The 20433-nt window shown below is 55.8% G+C and carries 15 protein-coding genes; 11 read left to right on the top strand and 4 right to left on the bottom strand.

Annotated features, from left to right (window positions below; genetic code table 11):
- Positions 1–36: 36 nt before the first annotated feature.
- Positions 37–2067, bottom strand: coding sequence for an alpha/beta hydrolase family protein (locus ACFQDM_RS01910; protein WP_377374715.1), 2031 nt, complete (start codon positions 2065–2067; stop codon positions 37–39).
- A 306-nt stretch (positions 2068–2373) separates the two neighbouring features.
- Between ACFQDM_RS01910 and ACFQDM_RS01905 the strand changes: the two genes are divergently transcribed.
- From ACFQDM_RS01905 to ACFQDM_RS01865, 9 genes are all read left to right on the top strand, one after another.
- Positions 2374–5373, top strand: a complete 3000-nt coding sequence (locus ACFQDM_RS01905; protein ID WP_377374713.1) for a TonB-dependent receptor plug domain-containing protein — start codon at positions 2374–2376, stop codon at positions 5371–5373.
- A 147-nt stretch (positions 5374–5520) separates the two neighbouring features.
- Positions 5521–6159 carry a hypothetical protein gene (locus ACFQDM_RS01900; RefSeq protein WP_377374711.1) on the top strand — a complete coding sequence of 213 codons (639 nt, stop codon included), beginning with the start codon at positions 5521–5523 and terminating at the stop codon, positions 6157–6159.
- Entirely contained in the window at positions 6156–7382 is a 1227-nt protein-coding gene (locus ACFQDM_RS01895) for a hypothetical protein (protein ID WP_377374709.1), read from the top strand. The genes ACFQDM_RS01900 and ACFQDM_RS01895 overlap by 4 nt, the downstream gene beginning before the upstream one ends.
- Entirely contained in the window at positions 7369–8325 is a 957-nt protein-coding gene (locus ACFQDM_RS01890) for an AAA family ATPase (RefSeq protein WP_377374707.1), read from the top strand. Before ACFQDM_RS01895 ends, ACFQDM_RS01890 begins: the two co-directional genes overlap by 14 nt.
- Before the next feature lie 10 nt (positions 8326–8335).
- Positions 8336–9646 (top strand): DUF58 domain-containing protein, encoded by a 1311-nt coding sequence (locus ACFQDM_RS01885; RefSeq protein ID WP_377374705.1) that lies wholly within the window; start codon positions 8336–8338, stop codon positions 9644–9646.
- A 2-nt stretch (positions 9647–9648) separates the two neighbouring features.
- Positions 9649–10650 carry a stage II sporulation protein M gene (locus ACFQDM_RS01880; protein WP_377374703.1) on the top strand — a complete coding sequence of 334 codons (1002 nt, stop codon included), beginning with the start codon at positions 9649–9651 and terminating at the stop codon, positions 10648–10650.
- Positions 10647–11552 carry an RDD family protein gene (locus ACFQDM_RS01875; protein ID WP_377374701.1) on the top strand — a complete coding sequence of 302 codons (906 nt, stop codon included), beginning with the start codon at positions 10647–10649 and terminating at the stop codon, positions 11550–11552. The genes ACFQDM_RS01880 and ACFQDM_RS01875 overlap by 4 nt, the downstream gene beginning before the upstream one ends.
- Positions 11553–11634: 82 nt before the next feature.
- On the top strand, positions 11635–12555 hold the full coding sequence (locus tag ACFQDM_RS01870; RefSeq protein ID WP_377374699.1) for a DMT family transporter: 921 nt from the start codon (positions 11635–11637) through the stop codon (positions 12553–12555).
- Entirely contained in the window at positions 12555–13319 is a 765-nt protein-coding gene (locus ACFQDM_RS01865) for a peptidoglycan recognition protein family protein (protein WP_377374698.1), read from the top strand. The genes ACFQDM_RS01870 and ACFQDM_RS01865 overlap by 1 nt, the downstream gene beginning before the upstream one ends.
- A gap of 26 nt (positions 13320–13345) precedes the next feature.
- Here ACFQDM_RS01865 and ACFQDM_RS01860 read toward each other — a convergent pair whose 3' ends face one another.
- Both ACFQDM_RS01860 and ACFQDM_RS01855 read right to left on the bottom strand, forming a co-directional pair.
- Positions 13346–14146 carry a crotonase/enoyl-CoA hydratase family protein gene (locus tag ACFQDM_RS01860; protein WP_377374695.1) on the bottom strand — a complete coding sequence of 267 codons (801 nt, stop codon included), beginning with the start codon at positions 14144–14146 and terminating at the stop codon, positions 13346–13348.
- 108 nt (positions 14147–14254) lie between these two features.
- On the bottom strand, positions 14255–16789 hold the full coding sequence (locus ACFQDM_RS01855; RefSeq protein WP_377374693.1) for a M1 family metallopeptidase: 2535 nt from the start codon (positions 16787–16789) through the stop codon (positions 14255–14257).
- Between the two features lie 201 nt (positions 16790–16990).
- Between ACFQDM_RS01855 and murC the strand changes: the two genes are divergently transcribed.
- Together murC and murB are read left to right on the top strand one after the other, a co-directional pair.
- Positions 16991–18394, top strand: coding sequence for a UDP-N-acetylmuramate--L-alanine ligase (murC, locus tag ACFQDM_RS01850; RefSeq protein ID WP_377374691.1), 1404 nt, complete (start codon positions 16991–16993; stop codon positions 18392–18394).
- Between the two features lie 11 nt (positions 18395–18405).
- Positions 18406–19362, top strand: coding sequence for a UDP-N-acetylmuramate dehydrogenase (murB, locus tag ACFQDM_RS01845; protein WP_377375378.1), 957 nt, complete (start codon positions 18406–18408; stop codon positions 19360–19362).
- On the opposite strand, the gene ACFQDM_RS01840 is transcribed toward murB, so the two are convergent.
- Positions 19359–20309 (bottom strand): class I SAM-dependent methyltransferase, encoded by a 951-nt coding sequence (locus tag ACFQDM_RS01840; RefSeq protein ID WP_377374689.1) that lies wholly within the window; start codon positions 20307–20309, stop codon positions 19359–19361. The two genes, murB and ACFQDM_RS01840, sit on opposite strands and share 4 nt — an antisense overlap.
- Positions 20310–20433: the final 124 nt, after the last annotated feature.

The following is a 20433-nucleotide window of genomic DNA, read 5'->3' as shown; positions in this document are numbered from 1 at the left end:
GGAGGGCTTTGTCATTTTGATCTGGAACTCGCTCGCTTACATGCCGCAAGTCGTGGTCAGGAAGCGTTCCATTTGCTCCAGAATGTCAGCCGTGTGCTCTGGCAGCCATTTCGCTGATTGGTGACCCATCTGCTTGTAAACAATGAGCTCACTTTGTGGGCTGCGTGACTTGATCGCGTTGTAGAAGTCGCGGCTGTGGAACAGCGGCACGCGAACGTCATAATCACCATGATAGAGGAGGATCGGAATGTTCACCTTGTCGGTGTTCTGCATCGGATCCATGCCCGTCACTGTGTCGCCTTGAACGATACGCTGAATGCGGTTGTCGCCCCACTCATTGCCCAGCTTGGCAAGGTTGGATACGCCGGCACCCGCAATTGCACACTGGTAAGGGCTGTTCGGACGGACAGACGCTGCAATCGCTGCAAAGCCACCGTAGGAATAGCCGTGAATGGCGATCTTGTCGGCATCGACAATGCCCTGATCGACCAGCCAGGCAGCGCCGTCATCCTTGTCGTCCTGCATGGCGAGGCCCCACTGTTTGTCGCCTGCCAGCCAGAGCTCGCGGCCCCAGCCATCACTGCCTCGGTATTGCGGCTGCAGAACAGCGTAGCCACGGCTTGCAAAATACTGAATCCAGCCGAAGCCGTCGAAATAGGCTGAATCTCGTGCCCATGGTCCACCATGCGGGTGGATAATGGCGCCGCGAACTTTCTGGCCTTCTTCATAACCTGGTGGAAGTGTTAGAAGCGCTGGAATTTCGAGACCATCGCGCGCTGTGTAGTAAACCAGCTTGGTTTCGCCGAGGGAATCTGTGTCGATCCATGGACGCGACGAACCGATCGCAGCCACTTTTTGCTTATCAAGCAGCAGGAAGTAAGCCGGTGGCATGGTTGAAGAGCTGACAGAGAACAGAATACGGTTCCGGTCGTCTGTGTAATCCATCAGATTGATGCTCTGGCCCGGATAGGCTGCTTCAAGACCTTTCTGGATCGAGGACATTTCAGCGTCGAGCCAGTATGTCTTCGAGATTTCAGCCTGATAGGTGAAGCCCAGTGGCTGGCCCCAGTCTTCTGCGCGACGGGAGAAGATGATGCTGCCGACATTGAAATCCGGGTGTGCCAGAACAGGCTCGTCAGAGAACGTATCTGTTGTGACGTCATAAAGGTATACGGCCACTTTATCGGAGAAACGGTCCGTTGCGATAAAGTAGTTGTTCGTGCCTTGTTGAGGACCAAGAACGCGCTGTTCATAGCGCTCTTTGATCATCATTGTCAGAGGCGCTTCTTCAGTCACTTCGCCCTTGGTTGGGTCCAGAAGGCCGTAGAACTGGCGCCATTCACCATCAACGTATTCAAGACGGTTTGTTGCGTAAGGCTCAGCTGTTTTCGGATCAAGTTGAACCGATTCAACGTCACTGGCCTTGTAGAGAAATTTCTCTTTGCCGGTTTTCAGGTTGTGACGGTAATAGGTTGTGCCGTCTTTCGTTGAAGCGCGGGCAATAACAATGTCGGTCGGGTCCAGAGGGAGCGTTGTCGCAACACTCGTGTCACCTTCCAGTTCGAAACAGCGTTGCTGCATCTTGTCTGCGCCGAGTTCCGTACGGCCAGATGGGAGGTCATCAATTTTCTTGATGTTCTCATTACCCATATAGACTTTCTGGATGTATTTTTTGGTCGAGCCGGTAGTTTTGCCTTCACCGCAACCCATCAGCGCGCCCGTATAAGGCTGGACCGTGTACCAGAAAGATTTTTTCTGTTTCAGGGCTGAAGCACTGTAGAATTTTGATTTACCGCTGGTCGGCGTGATGTAATCCGGTGCGAGCAAGCCATCCGTGCTGATGTTTCCGCTCAGATCCCAGTAAGCGGCAGCGCGTTGCTCGCCGTCTGTGCCTGGCTCTGTGATAACGGCGACCATCATATCACCCTCAGGTGAGAGCGATGGGCTGCTGATAAGTGGGTATTTTCTAAAATCTTCGATGGAAAGCGGTTCTGCTGCCGCACTACCGATACCCAGAATAGCAAATGCTGCTGTCGCAACCTTGGCTATAGGTAAATATTGTCTCATGTGTAAGGACTCCCGAGAACAAACTGTCTCTACGGATGTTACATTGTTAGGCTGGGGGTCAAGTTATGGCGTGCAAAGATTTGTTTGTCACCTGCCCATTACAGGTCAGTCTGTTCCCTATTCGTGGCGAAAAAGACACACACTGTGCCCCAATGCAGGGCTGGTCTTACAAAAACGTCATATTTTCTTGCGCGGGAAAATTCACCGTGCATTCTGTCGCGCAAGCTCGACGAGAGTCGACGCGAATATTCAGTCTTCCTCCAATATATTTCGTGAGGCGGATTTTTGATTAAGGGGCAGTAATCAATGAAACGATCGAATTGGCGCCAGTCCGTTTACGGCGGCGTAGCACTGAGTTCGCTTCTCATGGCTGGTGGTGCGTTCGCTCAGGACGCAGCTACAGAAGAGCCAATCGTCATCGAAGAGCAAGTCGATGAAACCGAAGCGCGCCAGGAAAAAATCGTCGTAACCGGTTCTCTTCTCGCACGTGACGAGTTTTCGTCTGCATCACCAGTTCAGGTGATCACGGCAGAAGTTGCGACCATTGAGGGTCTGGTCGACACGGCTTCTCTTCTCCAGGGTTCTTCGCTGGCTTCCGGTTCTACACAGCTGAACAACACCTTCCAGAACTACGTCACCAACGGTGGTGTCGGTACGCAAACCATCGACCTTCGTGGTTGCGGTGACACACGTACACTGGTTCTGATCGACGGTAAGCGCCCAGGTGCTTCAGGTACACGCGGTGCGGTTGCTGCACTCGACCTGAACGTTGTTCCACAATCGATCATTTCTCGCGTTGAGATCCTGAAAGACGGCGCGTCGACCATTTACGGTTCTGACGCTGTCTGTGGTGTTGTGAACATCATCACACGTGACTCCGTTGACGATTTCGAACTCAACTTCTCTGGCTCGCTCCCAGAAGAATCCGGCGGCGAAAGCTTCCGTCTGAGCTCTGCTTGGGGCTTTGACTGGGGTGACAACGCGAACTTCACGATCTCTGCTGAGTACCGCCTGAACCAGGAACTCGACACGAGCGACCGTAGCTACCTCGAGTGTTCTGAAGACTATGTTCGCGATCCGCTCACAGGCCGTCGTGCAGACCGTCTGAACTATGGTGCCAACGGTGGCCCACGTGACTGGTGTTCGAACCTCTACTTCAACACTGCGATCGACCGTTTCTCGGGCGAGCGCCTGATCCAGTCTCCGGACGGTTCGACTGTTCCGACGATCTACGGTGGTTCTATCCCGGGTTACCGTCCACGCGTCGGTACAGGCATGGACGAAAACGGCAATCTTTACTTCGAAGATACGCTGGACGCGCCATTCCTCGACAACACAGACTTCCGTCCGAAGAACGAAAACCTTTCGATCTTCCTGACGTCTGACGTTGATCTGCCAGCGGGCATCACTTGGGACTCTGAGTTCCTCTACTCCAAGCGTGAAACCGAAGTTGAAGGCTGGCGTCAGTTCTTCCCGAACATTGGTTCGGCGAACAACCCAGCTGGTAACCCACTTTATGGTTACATCGGTGCGCCGAACTACTCGAACGACATGAACAGCCTGGTTCAGGTTGTCATGCCTTTCCCAACGTTCGACAAAGTGTCTGTTGACTATTACAGCGTCAGCACGTCGTTCTCAGGTGGTTATGGTGACCTTGGCTTCCTGTCTGATTGGTCGTGGAAAGTTGACGGCACCTTCTCTCGTGGTGAAGGTACCTACGAAGGCAACGAAATCCTGAACTCGAAGTCTTCTGACTGGAGTATCGATGGTGTTGCTGACTGGACGGGCGACGGCGTTCCTGACCTCGTAACGGCTCCAACGATCAACTTCCTCGATCCTGCAGTGCTTTCTGGCCAGCGTACAGCTGACCTCGTTGCAGCGATCGGTGGTTACCAGTCTGGTGACACTGTCTACGAACAAACCACATTCACAGCGACGACAGCTGGTGATCTGTTCGAACTTCCAGCAGGTGATGTTGGTCTGGCGCTCGGCGTTGAATACCGTGAGTTCAGCATTGACGACCAACCAGGCGCTCTGACGCAAATCGGCGATATCTGGGGATCTTCAACGGCTGGCCCAACGCAGGGTGAAAACTCTGTGACAGAAGTCTTTGCCGAAACACGTATCCCACTGCTCAAAGGCCAGTTCCTGGCTGAGGACGTCGAACTCGAAGCGTCTGTTCGTGCATTCGATTATGAAATCGGTGGTTCTGACTCGATCTATAAAGTCGGTCTGAACTGGCAGCTGAACCCAGTCTTCCGCGTTCGTTCAAGCTACGGCACGTCTTACCGTGCGCCAGCTCTGTTCGAGCTCTTCCTGCAAGAACAGACAGGCTTCCAGAACCAGACGGCCGTCGACCCATGTATCGACTGGGGCAACAGCTCGAACCCGAACATTCAGGCGAACTGTGCGGCTGCAGGCATCCCATCTGACTACATCGGTGGTAGTTCTTCTGCTCTGATCATCGAATCTGGCGGTGGCGACCTCCTCGAGTCAGAATCTGGTAACACGTTCACGGCTGGTATCGTCTTCACACCAACCTTCGCACCTCTGAACATTGCGCTCGATTACTATGAAATCGAGATCAACGATCAGATCACGAGCCTCTCTGGTGCACAGGTTGTTGGTGGCTGCTACGCGGCTGCGACATACCCGAACGACTTCTGTAACCTGTTCGATCGTGCAACCGGTGGTGTGGACGGCAACGACTTCTCAGTCGACAACGTTCAGGCTCCAACGCTCAACGTTGATAGCCAGCAACAGCGCGGTATCGACCTTGAAGTTCGCTATGAGCATGACTTCAACTTCGGTACGCTGACGATTGACGGTTCTGTCAACTGGGCGCTCGAGCGTTACATCAACGTGTTTGGTTCTGACTTCGTTTCCGGCGTCAGCGACAATGACTTCAACGGTACCGTCGGTTACCCGAGCGTCGTTGGCGACATGCTGGTCACGCTGGAACGTGGCGACTGGACTTACTCGTTCTTCTCTGACTTTGTTGGCCGTCAGGATGACAACCGTTACTACACGGCTGATCTGAACACGCCACAACAGTATGTCGGTGCTTTCCCGAACGAAGTCATGTACAAAGCGTACACGGAAGCTCAGTTCGTACACGGCGCGTCTATCCGTTGGGAAGGCGACACCTGGACCTTCGCTGGCGGCGTTCGCAACATCTTTGATGAGCACCCACCAGCGGTCTCTCCAGACGTTGTGACGACAAGTGCTGGTAACGTTCCACTGAACGCAACAGCTTACGATGTTCTTGGTCGTACGTTCTTCACAACGATCTCCAAGCGCTTCTAAGCGACTGGAAAATCTATTCAGGAAAGGCCGCCCACTGGGCGGCCTTTTTTGTTTCCGGCAGGACGTATAAGAAAAATCACCTCAGTTTTGCCAAAGTTATTGCAATCTTGCCTGTAAAACGCTGGTTTAGCGGTGAGGGGATTGTGGATGGACGAGTCGCAGGAACAACTGGAGGGCGTACACGCGAAACTGCGCGATGATTCCTCTTTTCAGTTTGATCTGCCTGAGGCGCCACCACCGCCGCCTGACATCGATTTCAGCTGGCTGAATGGTTTTTTCCAGTTCCTGGCACAGATCATCAAGGTGCTGGGGCCGATCGTTTTCTGGCTGTTTGTCGCCGCTATTGTCGTGTTGGTTTTGTACGTTTTCTTCAGCATTGCGCGGTCGGCCTATGAAAACTGGCAGGAACGCTCAGGCAAAAAGAAGAAAGAGACCGGCGGTCTGGAGAGCGTCGATGTGCGCCCCGACGAAGCTTTCGCAAGAGATCTCATCTCTGAGGCAGACGCGCTGGCCCGGACCGGACAGTATGCCGCCGCCGTGCGCCTGCTTTTGCACTCATCGATCCGCAATATGCAGGAAAAGGTCCGCCAGCGTATCGGTATCTCCATGACAGCGCGGGAGGTCGGAGAGCTCGGGCGGATGCCCGATGAATCCCGATCGGCTCTGCGCCGGATCATTCATTGCGTCGAAATCAGCCTGTTTGGTGAGGCTGCCGTATCCGAAACCGAATATCACACAGCGCGACAGGATTATGAGCTCTTTGCATTCGGTGAGCGTGCGCAATGAGCAAGACACCATCCAGACATTCCGGGCTCTTCTCTTTCAAGGCTGCGTTATTGGCGGTCGTGATCGGCGCTGTCAGTTTCGCCGCGCTGGTCGTGCTCACAGCATTTGCGCCTGAGCTGGAAGATAAGGATCAGGCTGGACTTCACGCGTATTCGAGGTCAGCGCTTGGCTATAACCTGGCTGTCGAACTCCTGCGTCGTTCCGGGCATGCGCCGGAAATCAGTCGGAATTCAGCCCTGTTGGCTAATGGAGACGCATTTGGTGTTCTGGTTCTGACACCGGCTGGCGCGCGCGATCTGGAAGACCTGAAAGCGGTTGAATTTGACCGGTATGATCCGACGCTGATCATTTTGCCGAAACGCTGGGGGATGCCGGATTTCAATCGACCGACGCGATACCGGCGGGTGGGTGAGCTTGATCTGAATGATGTCTCGTCGCTGTTGCAGCCGTTTGCGGACAGCTTTGGCCTGCGTCGAACCAACACTGCGAGTGAACTCGTCTGGGGCGGCAACACCTTTCCGGCCACGTTCACAGACCGAACACAGGTGATTTCATCGGGGCCGATAGACCCGATCCTGACGAGCTCAGAGGGAACGCTGTTCGGCCGCATTGAAGGGACGAACACCTACATTGTGTCTGATCCCGAGCTTCTGAACACTCATGGTCTGAAGTCGATTGAAAATGCCCGCCTTATGCTTCGTATTTTCGATCAGGTGTCCGGCTATGATGTTGAGCGTCCCATTGTTTTTGACACCACGCTGCATGGATTTGAACGAAACAAGAGCCTGTTGCGCGCTCTGTTCGAGCCTCCCATGCTGGGCGCGACCCTGTTTGCGTTCGCAGCTGCCATCCTGCTGGGCTGGGCAGCCTTCGTTCGTTTCGGCAAAGCGCCTTCGCCGCTGCCGCCTTTTGCGACCGGGCGGGCATCGCTGATCGACAGCACAGCTGGATTGTTTTCGCAGACAAGACGTGAGGCGACATTGGCAGCGGGCTATGGCGAACTCAGCCGCAGGCTCGCTTTACTGCAGCTTGGCCATAATGACGACCTGTCGATGGCACAGGCAGAAGCACTTCTGAAATCGCGTGAAGAACGGCTCAGCCAGGATGGCGTCAACATGACGGAGCGCCCGAAGGATGATGATGTGAAAACCGCTCATCAGCTGGTTCACTATGCGCAAAACTACTACCGTTGGAAAAAGGATGTGAGTGATGGACGTAACTGACGTTCAGGCGATGGGCGCCCGCGTGCGGGATGAAATTGCCCGCGGCCTGGTTGGGCAACATGATGCGGTCGAGCTTATGCTCATTGCGCTTTTTTCCAAAGGACATGTTCTGTTGGAAGGACCGCCCGGAACCGCAAAAACCTTTCTGGCGCAATGCTTTGCGGCATGTCTCGATCTCGATTTCGGCCGGATCCAGTTTACGCCGGATCTGATGCCCGGAGATGTGATCGGTACCAATCTGTTCAATTTCCAGACGAATACGTTTTCGCTCACACGGGGGCCGATATTTACTGATCTTCTGCTCGCAGACGAGATCAACCGCACACCTCCGAAAACGCAGGCTGCTTTGCTGGAGGCCATGCAGGAGCGCCGCGTCACGATTGATGGCGAAACCTACCAGCTGGATGCGAATTTCATGGTGGTCGCGACCCAGAACCCGATTGAGCAGCAGGGCACATATCCGCTGCCTGAAGCGCAGCTCGACCGTTTTCTGTTCAAGCATCTGATGGCGTATCCATCCGAGGAAGATGAATTCAGGATCGTTGAGGCCCATGCGAAAGGCGTCGGCATGCCAAGCGTCAAGGACCTGGGAATTGAGGCTATTCTGACCACTGAGCAATTGGCCGAAGCGACAGAAACCGTCTTGAAGGTCACATTGACCGAAGAGGTCATTCGCTATGTGACGCGTCTTGTTCGGGCCACGCGTGACACACCATCTCTGACGGTGGGTGTCAGTCCACGCGCCGGGGTCAATCTGGCAATTGCAGCGCGCTCCCGCGCGGCTTTGAATGGACGCGATTATGTCATTCCGGATGATGTGAAAGCGCTCGCCCTGCCGGCCATGCGTCACCGCGTCGTGCTTTCGGCGTCAGCCGAAATCGAAGGCCGCGCGCCGGAGGACATCATTCAGTCCATCATCGAGCAAACCGAAGCGCCGAGATAGCGTCGAACTTATGCCGATTATCGTTCCGTCCAGACTTGCCATTCTTCTCATGGCCCTTGGTGTGCCACTGGGCCTGCTGATTGCGGCGATTTTTCCGCAAGCCTGGACGTTCAGTTTCGCCGGGATTGCAGGTCTTGGCGCGGCAATTGCGCTGGATGCTCTGATGACGCGGTCATCACGGCGTCTGTCCGTTGAGGTCGACTGTCCAACAATTTTATTCGTTGGACCCAACAATGAGGCTCAACTGCGCATTCAGGCAGAGAATGACGAGGCCCTGCCGTCGCACATGTTGGCAAAACTGGACCTTGGCGCGCGACTGGATGCCATTCCGCCCGCAGACGTGCCCGCATCCGGAGAGTTGACGTTTCAGCTTCAGGCTAGGCAGCGCGGCCTGACGGAAATCGAAGCTGTCTGGCTCAAATGGCGCGGGCCGATGGGGCTATGCTGGAAACAGGTGCGCAAATCGCTGGAGCTCGAGCGCGCCATCAATCCAGACATTCGCACCATGCAGGCCGATGCGATCCGGCTGATCAACCGCGAAGCCGAATTCGGCATGAAAACGCAACGCGACCGTGGCGATGGATCAGAGTTTGACGCGCTGCGGGAGTTCGTCACTGGCATGGACCGGCGCTCGCTCGACTGGAAAGCATCTGCGCGACATCGCACGCTGATGGCGAAGGAATATCAGACCGAACGCAATCACAATGTGGTGCTGGCTTTCGATACGGGTCGGCTCATGTGTGAGCCGATCAATGGCATGACGCGGCTCGATCACGCGGTCCATGCGGGCATGTTGCTTGCCTATGCCTCGCTGCGGGGCGGCGACCGTGTCGGCGTTTACGGCTTTGATGCGCGCCCACAAATCATGACGGGGCTGGTGAGAGGGCAATCCGGCTTTGGCAAGCTCCAGTCGGAACTCGCAAAGCTGGAATATTCGACCTTTGATGCAAACTACACGCTCGGGCTGACACGGTTGTCGGCTGGCCTGAACCGGCGTTCGCTCATCATTCTCTTCACCGATTTCGTTGACACCATTCAGGCCGAATTGATGGTGGAAAACGCTGCGCGACTGGCAAAGCGGCATCTGGTGGTGTTCGCTGTCTTTCAGGATGAAGACCTGAACCGCATCATCACCAGAGAACCGGAGACGGCGGACGATGTGACCCGCGCCGTTATTGCCGAAGGCTTGTTGCAGGAACGGCGCATGGTTCAGAAGCGGCTTCAGAGACTGGGCGTAGAAGTTCTCGAAGCCCCCGCTGAAAGCTTTTCTAGCGATCTTTTGAGCCGCTATCTGCAGCTGACGCGGGAGGAACGGATCTAGTCATGTCCTATGAAGCTGAACTGAAATCCTATCGTTTCCGCTCTGAACGTGAACGCGAATGGCTTGAACTCGAGCGTTTGCTGGGTGTGATCCAGCGTCGCGGCGTGAAGGGGCTGGAGTCAGATGAACTTCTGCAACTGCCAAAGCTGTATCGCTCGGCCGTCTCGTCATTGTCTACGGCGCGGGCAGTGTCGCTCGACCGCAATCTGATTGATTATCTGGAGACGCTCTGCACGCAGGCTTATCTCTTTATCTATGGTCCACGCACTACATTCTGGCGTCGTGTGCAGCAATTCTTTGCGCATGACTGGCCTATGGCGGTCCGCAAGGCCGGTTGGGCGACCCTTTTGTCGGCGCTCTGTCTGTTCGGCGGCGCGTTGATTGCCTTCCTGCTCGTGATGAATGACATGGACTGGTTCTATGCCTTCCAGATGGGGGCGGGGGATTCGCGCAATCCGGACGCGACCACCGAGGCGCTGCGTGCGACGCTCTATTCCGAGGACTATGAACTCGATGACTCCCTCTCTGTGTTCGCGAGCTTTCTCTTTACGAACAACACGATGGTGAGCCTTCTGGCTTTCGCGCTGGGATTTGCGCTCGGCATTCCGACCGTTCTGCTGATCGTCTATAATGGCTTTATTCTTGGCGCGTTTGTCGGCTTGTTTGTCAGCCGCGGGCTTGGCTTTGAGGTGATTGGCTGGCTGGCGATTCACGGCGTGACAGAGCTGTTTGCGATCGTCCTCGCGGGCGCTGCCGGTTTCCTGCTGGGCGGTACGCTCGCTTTTCCCGGAGATCGCAGGCGGATCGATGCGATGGCAGAGGCTGGAAAACAGGCAGGCACGATCGGCATGGGCGTGGTCGTCATGCTGGTTCTGGCGGCGCTGCTGGAAGGCTTCGGCCGCCAGCTCATAAACTCTGACATCATTCGTTATACGATTGCCGGAACAACCCTGCTGTTCTGGCTCGGCTATTTCTATCTCTTCAATCGCAGGAGCGCCCCTTGAGCAGCACAGCGGCGCAATCGCGATCAACAGCCGGCATGTCGAACCATGAGGCGCGCATGTGGCGCGAAGTCGTCACACCGGAAGGCGCAACCATTCGCCTGCGTCTGGCAGATGCCAGCGAGCGGGCAGGCGCCTTGTTCATTGATGCCGCGATCATGCTGCTGGCTCTCATCATTGGTAGTTTCGCAATTCTGATATTGGGTGTTGGCGGCGGCAATTCGAGCTGGATGAACGTTGCTGGCGCGATCTGGTACCTCTTCTTCTTTGTGCTCCGGGCCTTCTATTTCACTATTTTCGAGATGGGGCGTCGCGCTGCAACGCCCGGCAAGCGGATCATGAAACTGCGCGTGGTGGCGCGGGAGGGTCGCCAGCTGACGGCAAATGCGGTTTTCGCTCGAAATGTGATGCGGGAACTGGAAGTCTTTCTGCCCTTCAATGTGCTCATGGCGGGGCCGGGTAGTGACGGGTTGTCGGCGGTCATGACCATCTGTCTTGTGCTTTGGCTCGGCGTTTTCGTGCTCTTGCCATTCTTCAACAAGGACAAGCTGCGAGCCGGTGACATCGTCGCCGGTACCTGGGTTGTGAAGGACCCGAAACTGGAGTTGGGCGCCGACATTTCGCAAAAGGGCAAGGGGCAGAGCAACCGCTTTCCGTTTACCGAAGGGCAACTTGCCACCTATGGCGAACACGAATTACAGGTGTTGGAAGAGGTGCTTCGCAGAAGCACGCACGAAATTCGAGAAGCAGTCGCTGAGCGGATCCGAAATCGGATCGGCTGGGACAAAGCGCCGGACGAAACTGACCAGGAATTTCTGGAAGCGTTTTACCGGGCTTTGCGCCAGACGCTTGAAACGCGGATGCTTTTCGGAAATCGCAAAAAAGACAAACATGACAAAAGCTAGAATTGTCGTGCACTGAGCGAAGAAGTCACCTATCGGATCGCGAGGAGGGGCTGGCGCTCCTGAGCCGACGGGGAGACACAGCTTGGCGATACGCGATTTCGGACTTTTCTGCCTGATCTGTATGGTTTGGGGCATGAATATGATCGTGTCGCGATGGGTGTTCATCGCAACCGATATTGAACCGCTTTTTTATGCCGGCATGCGCTTTGGCATGATCGCCCTGGTTCTGTTCCCGCTGTTTTTCCGCCGCTGGCCGAGCGATCTGTTCAAGCTGTTTCTGATCTCCCTGTGTATCGGATCAGCGCATTTCGGCTTGCTGTTTATCGGGCTCGCGAATGCCAGTGCCAGCTCGGCTGCCGTTGTGGGGCAGCTGGCGGTTCCGTTCACAACGCTGCTGTCGATCCTGTTTCTCAATGAGAAAGTGGGATGGCGACGCGGGCTTGGTATCGTCATGGCCTTCCTTGGTGTGATCATTATCTCGGTCAATCCGAGTGAGTTTTCTGTGTCGACGGGACTGCTCTTTGTGGTTGGTTCCGCCTTTTGCGCATCGATCGGATCGATCCTGATGAAGCAGATCACGCGCATGCCAGGCGTCCATATGCAGGCCTGGGTGGGCGTGATGTCCTTCCTGCCCCTGTTTGTGGTGTCTGCTTTTCTGGAAGGCGGCGAGGCAGGTCTCGGCGGTCAGTTCATGGCCTTTGCGCAGGGCGGCTGGCTGTTATGGCTGGCGACCGCCTTTGCGGTTCTGGGGGTCTCGATCTTTGGTCATGGCAGCTTCTATGTACTGATCACCAAATATGATGTTTCGCTTCTCTCTCCGCTGACCCTGATGGTGCCGGTCTGGGGCGTGATTTTCGGTGTCATGCTGCTTGGCGAGCCATTCACTGTTCAGTTCCTGATCGGCGGCGTGGTTTCTCTGGCTGGCGTACTGATCATTGCCTTGCGCCCTAACACGAAACTGCCCTTTGCTGTTCTGGCAAAGAAAATGGTGGGCAGTTCCTAATGCAGATCATCCAGGCACCTTCGCCGAACTTCAACGACCGACGCTTCCCGCTGGACATGCTCGTTCTGCATTATACCGGGATGGGCACGTCCGAGAGTGCGTTGAAGCGTATGTGTGATGAAGATGCGCAGGTGTCGGCACATTATATGGTCGATGAGTATGGCCGGATTTTCCAACTGGTCGCCGAGGACAAGCGTGCCTGGCACGCAGGTGTCTCTGTCTGGCAGGGTGATGAGGATCTGAACTCGCGCTCCATCGGCATCGAGATCGCCAATGGCGGACACAATGTGCCAACGCCGGATGGCGGCTTGCCACCCTATCCGCCACAACAGATCGAAGCGGTGATCACGCTGTGCCAGGCCATACTGGAGCGGCATGATATCCCGCAGACACGCGTGGTTGGCCATTCCGATATTGCACCAGATCGCAAGGACGATCCGGGCGAGCATTTCCCCTGGCAGCTTTTGTCCGACGCCGGGGTTGGTCTGTGGCCCGATGCCGTCGATCCAGCTTCTGTGGAAGGTGAGGGGCTTTCGCCGGGGGCGACAGGGCCGATGGTCTCCCGCCTGCAGCAAAGCCTGACGATCATCGGGTATGGGATAGACGACACCGGCACATATGATGATCGCACGGAAGCCGTTGTGCGCGCATTTCAGCGGCGCTGGAACCAGCGCCATGTCACCGGAGAGGCTGATCTCCTCACCATGGCGCTGATTGACCGAGTGGCACTCCTGGCCGCCAATCTTGCCATCGCTTTCGAGTGACAGGATAAGCGGCCGGTCGGCGTAAATTATTCGCCCTTGAAGACAGGCTTGCGCTTTTCGAGCAGGGCTGTGACGCCTTCCATATGATCTTCAGTGTGGTGCAAGAGCGCCTGCTTGGCAGCTGAAAGCTCCATGATCTGATCATAGGTTGCCGATTGTCCCTGACGCAGCAAGGCCTTGGCAGCTTTCAACGCGCGCGGTGGCTGCGCTGCGATCTTGCCGGCCATTTCCAGTGCAGAATCAAGCACAGCATCATCAGCCACTTTGCGGGATGCAAATCCCCATTCAACCGCTGTGTCTGCATCATAAAGGTCACCTGTGAAGACCATCTCGGATGCTCGTGAGAACCCGACAATACGTGGCAGCAGCCAGGCACCGCCATCACCCGGAATCAGACCGATGCGCAGGAAGGGCATGCCAAAGCGCGCGCTTTCAGAGATGATACGCACGTCAGCCATACAGGCGACATCACAGCCGAGCCCGACAGCCGGACCGTTTACGGCAGCAACGACAGGCAGCTCAAAGTTCCAGAGTGAGTTGACGATCTTGTGGATGTTCTTGGTGTAGCCTTCGCGAACCTGCGCAGGTGTGCCGCCAAAAGCGCCAGAGCGTTCCTGCATGGCTTTCAGGTCGCCACCGGCAGAAAAGGCGCGGCCAGCACCCGTCAGCACTACGCAGCGAATGTCCTTGTCGGCTACAAGTTCTGCAGTGACTTCTGCAAATGCATCACCATCGCCAGCCTTGCCCAGCGGGTTCAACTGGTCCGGACGGTTGATGGTCATGATGGCAATGGCGCCGTCTTTTTCGACTTTCAGCAGATCTTGCATGTAATCCTCCCGCGATACTGTTGAACTGGTTCTGCCTATCTGGCCCAAAAAAGCAATGGGGGCGTCTCATCGAGACGCCCCCATCTGATCTTTCAATGTGTCGAAAGCCTATTCACTTGCTGATGGCTCGACCGCTGGAATTTCAGCTTCTGCAGCTGTTTCCGGGATATCGTCGCCCGCTTCGGCGTCGCCTTCTGCGGTCTCTTCTTCCTCGTCTGTGTCCAGCTCGGTCTTGATATCCTGCATGATATCGCGGCGCTTGAAGCTGAAAGACGGGTTCGATTTGTAGGCTTCAACGCGAGACGCAATGAACTGACGCGGGAAGGCATTGTTGTCGATATCGGCGTCACCGGTTTCCCAGTTCGGGTCGACAACGACCTGTTTCAGTTCTTTCTCTTTGTCATAGACAAGCAGTTTGCGAACATTGTGCGCGTTACGACGCCAGATCTCGGCTGGAATATAAACGCGCTCGGTTGAGCCATCTGTGAACTCCAGACCCAGAATGATCGGCATGACGAGACCGCCAATATTGGAGAATTCGAGAACATAATAGTTCTTGTCTTCCTCAACAGCGCGTTCAAACGCGGTGCGCTCCCAGTCTTCCAGGTCATCGAGGAAGGATTTGAACTTGTTACGCTCTTTGTTCGTCACCGTGTAGATATCGTTCTCGTCGTAGAAATCCGTGATTTCAGGGAAACGATCGACCCATGGCTCAATGCCTTGCTGTTCGTTCAGCATGACACCGATTTTCTGCGGCTTGTCGGCATCTTCCTGACGACGGCGTTCGAAATCGATATCCGGATCTTCCGTATCGAGACGCAGCTTGTAGACGCGATCAAGCGAGATATCGACATGGTCGGTTGTGTAGAACCAGCCACGCCAGAACCAGTCGAGGTCCACACCGGAAGCTTCTTCCATTGTACGGAAGAAGTCTGCAGGTGTCGGGCGTTTGAACTTCCAGCGCTGAGCGTATTCCTTGAACGCGAAGTCGAACAGCTCACGGCCGAGGATCGTGTCGCGCAGCAGGTGCAAGGCAGCCGATGGCTTGCCATAAGCGTTTGGTCCGAGGTTCAGAACGGAATCCGACTGCGTCATGATCGGCACCTGATTGGATGACGTCATATAGCTGATGAGGTCACGCGGCAGCGACCGGTTCCAGTGAATGTCCGGATCCCATTCATAGCCCGCAACACTGTCGAGGAAGCTGTTCAGACCTTCATCCATCCAGGTCCACTGACGCTCATCGGAGTTGACGGTCATCGGGAAGTAGATGTGGCCGATTTCGTGAATGACGACACCGATCAGAAATTCCTTCTCAGAGAAGGTGTAAGTGCGTGTGCCATCATCCTGCAGGTCTGTGCGCGGCCCGTTGAAGGTGATCATCGGGTATTCCATGCCGCCAACCGGGCCATTTACGGACTGGGCGGTCGGATATGGATAATCGAATGAGAAGCGCGAATAGACCTTCATGGTGTGAACGACGGAAGCCGTGGAGTATTTCTCCCAGAGCTCGCCGCCTTCCTTTGGCCAGAAGGACATGGCCATCACGGTTTCATTCTCAGCGCCGGGCTGGTGGTGGCCTTGCGCATCCCACATGAATTTGCGCGAAGACGCCCAGGCAAAATCGCGCACATTCTCGGCCTTGAAGCGCCATGTCTTCATGCCGGATGGATCGCCGGACTCGGCTGCGAGCGCCTCTTCCGGCGTCACGACATAGAGCGGCGTTTCGGCATCGCGCGCATCCGCCAGTCGCTGGCGTTGCGTAGCCGTCAGCACCTGACCTGCGTTTGAAAGCGTGCCTGTCGCCGCAACAATATGGTCGTTTGGTACGGTGATGGAGACATCATAGTCGCCAAATTCCAGCGTGAACTCACCGCGACCCAGGAATTCCTTGTTATGCCAGCCTTCATAGTCGGAATAGACAACCATGCGCGGGAACCATTGCGCGAGGAGGAAGATGTCATTGCCACCTTCACGCTCATCATCCGGGAAGTGCTCATAACCGGAGCGGGCGCTGACCGCGTCCTCTTCAACAATGTTATAGGCATAATCGACGGTGAATTTGAGGCTTGTGTCTGGCTTCAGCGCGCGAGGCAGGTCGATGCGCATCATCGTGCCGACAATGGTGTAGGGCAGTGGGTTACCAGATGCGTCGGTCACGGCCTGAATGTCATAGCCATACGCATTGTCATCCATGGACTGCTGACGACGCAGCTCGCCAAGACTGAGCCTTGCAGGCTCGCCACTGCCGGGCGCAGAGGTCGAAGGACCACGACGGCCAATGCCACCGAAGTCCGTCGCCATCTCCTTCATGGAATCCTTGCGGAAAATATTCTGATCTAGCTGCATCCAGAGGAAGCGCAGGGAGTCAGGGGAATTGTTCTTGTAGGTGATGGTTTCCGTTGCCGAGAGGCGTCGTGCCGTCTCGTCCAGTTCCACATCGATCACATAGTCAGCTTCCTGCTGCCAATAGGCATAGCCTGGTGCGCCGGAAGCGTTGCGATACACGTTTGGCGTTGGCAGGACTTCTTCGAGTTGTCGAAATTTGTCCTGAAAGTTGCCTTTAGTTTGCTGGATACCCTGAGCTGATGCCAGGCCGGTGAAAAGCAGAGTCGCGAGCAGAGCGCTCAACCATTTCGACATCTGAACTTCCTTCTGTGCCTACTGAAAACTTTTTGTGGAGCCTTCCCCGCTGCGAACACGTTTCTGCCCCAAGGCAGCCAAACAGCAATATTTCTTTCTTTTTTCCAGTGGCCTTTATGAGAAAACGCGCACAATCGCATAGATTTGATTTAAGAGGGGGCATTTCGGTCACACTGACGCCCTCCAAACAGAGAAAGTTGAATGTTGAAACCTTCCCCTTTTGATCTTGGCCCTGTTCACTTTGTCGGTATTGGCGGAATCGGTATGTCCGGTATCGCGGAAGTCATGATCAACCTGGGATACAAGGTTCAGGGATCGGACATTCGCGAAAATCCGAATGTGGAACGCCTGCGCGAACTCGGCGCCGTTGTGCATATCGGTCACCGACCGGAGAATGTCAGAGGCGCCGGCGCAGTCGTGATCTCTTCGGCCATCAAGGGTGGCAATCCGGAAGTCGATACCGCACGTGCCATGGCCATTCCGGTTGTGCGCCGCGCGGATATGCTGGCAGAGCTGATCCGTCTGAAATGGACCGTTGCTGTTGCCGGTACGCATGGCAAGACCACGACGACGTCGATGATTGCAGCGCTGCTGGATGGCGCAGATGTCGACCCGACCGTCATCAATGGCGGGGTCATCAATGCCTATGGTTCGAACGCCAAGCTGGGTGAGGGCGACTGGATGGTCGTCGAGGCCGATGAAAGCGATGGCACATTTACGAAGCTCCGCGCGACGGTCGCAATCGTCACCAACATCGATCCTGAACACATGGATCACTATGGCGATATGGAAACGCTGCGCGCGGCGTTCGACACCTTTGTCGAGAACATCCCGTTCTACGGCTTTGCCGTGCTCTGCACCGATCACCCGGAAGTCATGTCGCTGGCCGCGCGCGTGTCCGACCGTCGTCGCATCACATATGGCTTTAACCCACAGGCTGACATTCGTGCGATGAATCTGCGCACAGATGCCGATGGTGCGCATTTCGATCTCGCCATTCGCTCCCGCATTGGCAATTCGCACACCATTTCCGATCTGCTGTTGCCGATGGCCGGACAGCACAATGTGCTGAACGCGCTGGCAGCGATTGCTGTGGCGCTGGAGCTCGGAGCAGATGCTGAAAACATTCGGGGCGCGCTTGCCCGCTTTGGCGGGGTTAAGCGTCGTTTCAGCGATGTGGGTGAGTGGAATGGCGTGCGCATTATTGATGATTATGGTCATCACCCGGTCGAGATTGCGGCCGTGCTCAAGGCAGCACGTGATATGCAGGGCGAAAAGCGCGTTATCGCAGTGGTGCAGCCGCACCGCTATTCCCGCCTTTCAACGCATTTCGAAGATTTCTGCACCTGCTTCAATGAGGCTGATCAGGTTATTCTGGCACCCGTTTACGCAGCTGGTGAGGCCCCGATTGAGGGCGCTGATCATGAGAGTCTGGCCAAGGCCTTGCTGGTACACGGCCACCGTCATGCCCGCCCGATTGAAAGTCTGGAGAAACTGCCAGAAGAGATCCGCGCCATTGCGCAGCCAGGTGATATGGTTGTCTGCCTTGGCGCCGGTGACATCACCGCACATGCAGCGGCGCTGGCTGTGAAATTGAACGATTGAGCATGTCCGGTATGAAACTCTCCGCAGATGATTTTCAGGTCCGCGGCAAGCTGATCGAGAACGCGACGCTTGCGCCATACACATGGTTCCGGGTCGGTGGCCCGGCCGATCTGCTTTTTCTGCCAGCCGATGAAGACGATCTATCGACCTTCCTGAAGGCCTTGCCCGAAGATGTGCCTGTGACCACGCTCGGTGTCGGCTCCAATATCATCATTCGCGATGGCGGCATTGAGGGGGTGGTGATCCGTCTGGCTGGTGGTCATTGGGGGCAGATCGAGCAGATCAATGGCACGACGCTGCATGCAAGAGCCGGTGCGCTCGACATTGCGGTGGCCAAATCCGCTGCCAGATTCGGGATTGGAGATCTGTCGTTCTTGTCCGGTATTCCCGGCTCGATTGGTGGAGCCATCCGGACCAATGCCGGATGTTATGGGCGAGAGCTGAAAGACGTGCTCAATCAGGTCGAAGCCTATGACAGGCACGGTCAGCGCCATGTGTTTCAGGGCACGCTCGTGGATTATGATCTGCCGCAAGTTGGTTTCTCTTACCGCCATACTGATTTTCCGTCTGACCTGACGATCACGGGCGTCCTGCTGAGCGGTGAACCGGATGGTGACACGCAAGCCCTGCTGGCGGAGATCAAAGACCATCAGGCACGCCGCGCCGAGACGCAGCCCATTCGTGACAAAACGTCTGGTTCAACCTTTGCCAATCCGGATCCGCCGGGCACACCCAATCAGCGCTCCGCCTGGAAATTGATCGATGCTGCAGGCTGCCGCGGGCTTCGCGTCGGCGGGGCGCAGGTCTCGGAAAAACACTGTAATTTCTTAATCAATACGGGCGATGCTCGCGCCAGTGATCTCGAAGCGCTGGGCGAACTTGTCCGCGCGCGGGTTCTCGAAACAAGCGGGGTCGAATTGCGCTGGGAAGTCAGGCGGATTGGCCGTCTTCGTACTGAAGAGGCTTAACCGAGCTTCGCGAAGCAAATCTCGTTCAGGGCAGGCTGATCGCCATCCAGACTGATCGATGCGAGCAAGCCATCGAGCGCAATGTCAAACGAGACAAAGTCGGGATCATTCCGCCAGCGCGCATAGGCGTCGGCCAGCCCGAGTTTCGAGACGAAACCTTTCATCCAGTAGAACGCTTCCGACTGAAGATCATATTCCGTGTTCTGGAAACCGGCTCGGGCCATCATGGCGGAAAAGCCGGACCGTGTGAAATGCGTCAGGTGATACGGTGTCATGAAGTAATAGCTATGTGCGCCAAACGACTTGAACATGGCGGAGTCCGCACTCGGGAAATTCACCATCCACAAACCGCCCGGTTTGAGACTGGCGCGGACCTTCCGCGCGAAATCCAGCGGGTCGGTGACATGTTCGATCAGATTGTTGCAGACAATCACGTCATAGGTCGGTGTTTCGGGCAGGGCGTCTTCATCACCTTGTCGAACCGTTGAAAGGCCAAGCTCTTTCTGCGCTGCTTCGACCGCCGCAGGCATCTGTTCGATTCCGTCGACCTCAAAGCCTTCATCGCGCGCCATGGCTGCAAACCAACCGGCACCGCAGCCGAAATCCAGCAGGCGGCCACTTTGCTTCCGGGCGAGCAGAGGAGCCAGATAATCCTTGTGGCGCGCTGCCCGGCGGCCAGGATCAGAGTAATAGCGCAGAGAGGCTTTCACGAAGGCCTGATCATCATGACCTTCAAAGGTTTCATAGAAACCGGAAAGCGATTTGCGATCCGGGCGTGGGTTTGTGAAAACGGTCCCGCAGCCAAGGCATTTGCTGTTCCGGAAACCGCCGACTGCCAACTCGTGCTCGACCGTGTCGTCCCAGCTTTGCAGCGCATCCGAACCGCAGGCGAGACAATTGCCTGCAATGTCTGCGAACGAGAAAGCGTCAATCGAGATGCCTTGCATCATAAGCCCCTTGCCTGATCTTCTTCGCCTAGTTTGATATGTTTCCATTAACCAAGCTTGAATTCGGCATGTGGGGACAATTATGACGTGTATTTACAGACCGCTTGAGCCGACGCGATCCATT

The organism is Ponticaulis profundi, assembly GCF_042659465.1.
Classification (GTDB): domain Bacteria; phylum Pseudomonadota; class Alphaproteobacteria; order Caulobacterales; family Hyphomonadaceae; genus Ponticaulis; species Ponticaulis profundi.
The sequence above is the reverse complement of the archived record's forward strand: the minus strand, read 5'-3'. Positions and strand labels throughout refer to the sequence as shown.